2 protein-coding genes are annotated in these 1,710 nt (G+C 73.9%); both read left to right on the top strand.

Translation table 11 applies throughout. The features are described 5' to 3' along the window. The first annotated feature begins 19 nt into the window (after window positions 1–19). Window positions 20–925: a ketopantoate reductase family protein gene (locus ACIQOV_RS40400; protein WP_401055988.1), complete on the top strand. Its 906-nt coding sequence runs from the start codon at window positions 20–22 to the stop codon at window positions 923–925. Window positions 926–1,102: 177 nt separating this feature from the next. Then, window positions 1,103–1,498: a hypothetical protein gene (locus ACIQOV_RS40395; RefSeq protein WP_401055986.1), complete on the top strand. Its 396-nt coding sequence runs from the start codon at window positions 1,103–1,105 to the stop codon at window positions 1,496–1,498. Window positions 1,499–1,710: the final 212 nt, after the last annotated feature.

The following is a 1,710-nucleotide window of genomic DNA, read 5'->3' as shown; positions in this document are numbered from 1 at the left end:
CCCACCCACGGGAGTCACCATGACCACCACCCCTCTGACCGTCGCCGTCCTCGGGCCGGGCGGCGTCGGCGGACTGATCGCCGGGCTGCTCGCCCGCGACGGCCACCGGGTCGTCTGCCTGGCCGGCGAGGAGACCGCGGCCGCCGTCCGGCGGGACGGACTGCACGTCCGCAGCGGCCGGTTCGGCGAGTTCACCGCCCGGGTCGAGGCCGCGACCGAGCTGCGCGAGCCGGTCGACGCGGTCTTCGTGACGGTCAAGGAGACGGCGCTGGCCGCCGCCCTCGACCGGATGCCCCCGGAGGTGCTCGGCACCGGGATCGTGGTGCCGCTGCTGAACGGCCTGGACCACATGGCGCTGCTGCGCGAACGCTACCCGGCCGGGCGCGTGGTGGCCGGCACGATCCGGGTCGAGGCCACCCGGACGGCGCCCGGGAGGATCGAGCACACCAGTCCGTTCGCCGCCGTCGAGCTCGGCGCGACCGCCGAACCGGCCTCCCCCGTGGCCGGGTTCGCCGAACGGCTGCGCCACACCGGGCTGGACGTCACGCTGCGCGAGGACGAGACGGCGATGCTGTGGGGCAAGCTCTCCTTCCTCGCCCCGTTCGCCCTGCTCACCACCCGCCACGCGAGCGGGATCGGCGCCGTGCGCACCGAGCACCGGGCCGAACTCCTCGCGGTGCTGGACGAGATCACCGCCGTCACCCGGGCGGTCGGCGCGCCGGCGGACGCGCAGGCGCTGCTCACCTCCTTCGACCGCCTCCCCGCGGCGATGAAGTCCTCGATGCAGCGCGACGTGGAGGCCGGCCGGGCGACCGAGCTGGACGCCATCGGCGGCGCCGTGCTGCGGGCGGCCGACGCCCACGCCGTGGCCGCCCCGACCATCGCCCGCCTGGTGCGCGAGCTGTCCGGGTCCGCCAACCGCTAGGGCCGGGACAGGCGTTCACCCCACGCACGGCGCCCGTGGGGTGAACGCCCGCACGTCTTCGCTCACATGATGGAACATCATCGTCCGTGGCGGGCAAAGACTTTCCCAACGGTTCACCCGGTCTTCCGGAACCTCCGTACGGCGGAACGGCGTTGATACGGCGGGAGGGATAGAGACATGACAAGGAAGCCGTACCGATTGGCCGCCACCACGCTCGCGCTGCTCCTCGCGGCCCCACTGTTCACCGCCTGCGACGCCGACAAGGCCCTGGACTGCGGAAAGCGGGCGATCAGCCTCACCGGCGACGTCCAGGACCTCGCCGATTCGGCGATCAACGTGGGGCAGATCACCGACGAGAACCGCCGCAACCACACCGTCGAGGCCTTGCGGAAGGTCGCCGACGACGCCAAGAGGATCCGCCAGGACGGCGGGGACAAGATCGACCCCGCGGCCGACCGGCTGGCCAAGGCCGTCAACGACGCGATCGACCGGGTCTCCAAGGGCAAACAGCCCGACTTCAAGCCGATCACCGACGCCGCCGGCGACATCGGGAAGGCCTGCGCCGACTCCTGACGCGCCGGCGCGCTTCCCGGTTCCCGCACCGCCCGCCGCCCGCTCCACCGGCTCCCGGCCCGGCACACAGCCCGGCCGGGAGCGCGATGGGCCTGCAGGCCGTCGCGGACCCTGCCGCATCGTTCACGAGCGCCGGTCACCCGCGCCGCTGCCACGGCACGCGCAGGGCTCACCCGTTGACGGGACAGGGCAGCCAGGGCCGCCCTGCACCC

Source organism: Kitasatospora sp. NPDC091257, assembly GCF_044757675.1.
GTDB lineage: Bacteria > Actinomycetota > Actinomycetes > Streptomycetales > Streptomycetaceae > Kitasatospora > Kitasatospora lactacystinica.
This window is presented reverse-complemented; position numbering and strand designations above follow the sequence as displayed.

What these genes read in the sequence shown, in the direction of transcription:
- ACIQOV_RS40395 (WP_401055986.1), top strand. Translation starts at nt 1,103, where the DNA reads ATGACAAGGAAGCCGTACCGATTGGCCGCCACCACGCTCGCGCTGCTC.
- ACIQOV_RS40400 (WP_401055988.1), top strand. Translation starts at nt 20, where the DNA reads ATGACCACCACCCCTCTGACCGTCGCCGTCCTCGGGCCGGGCGGCGTC.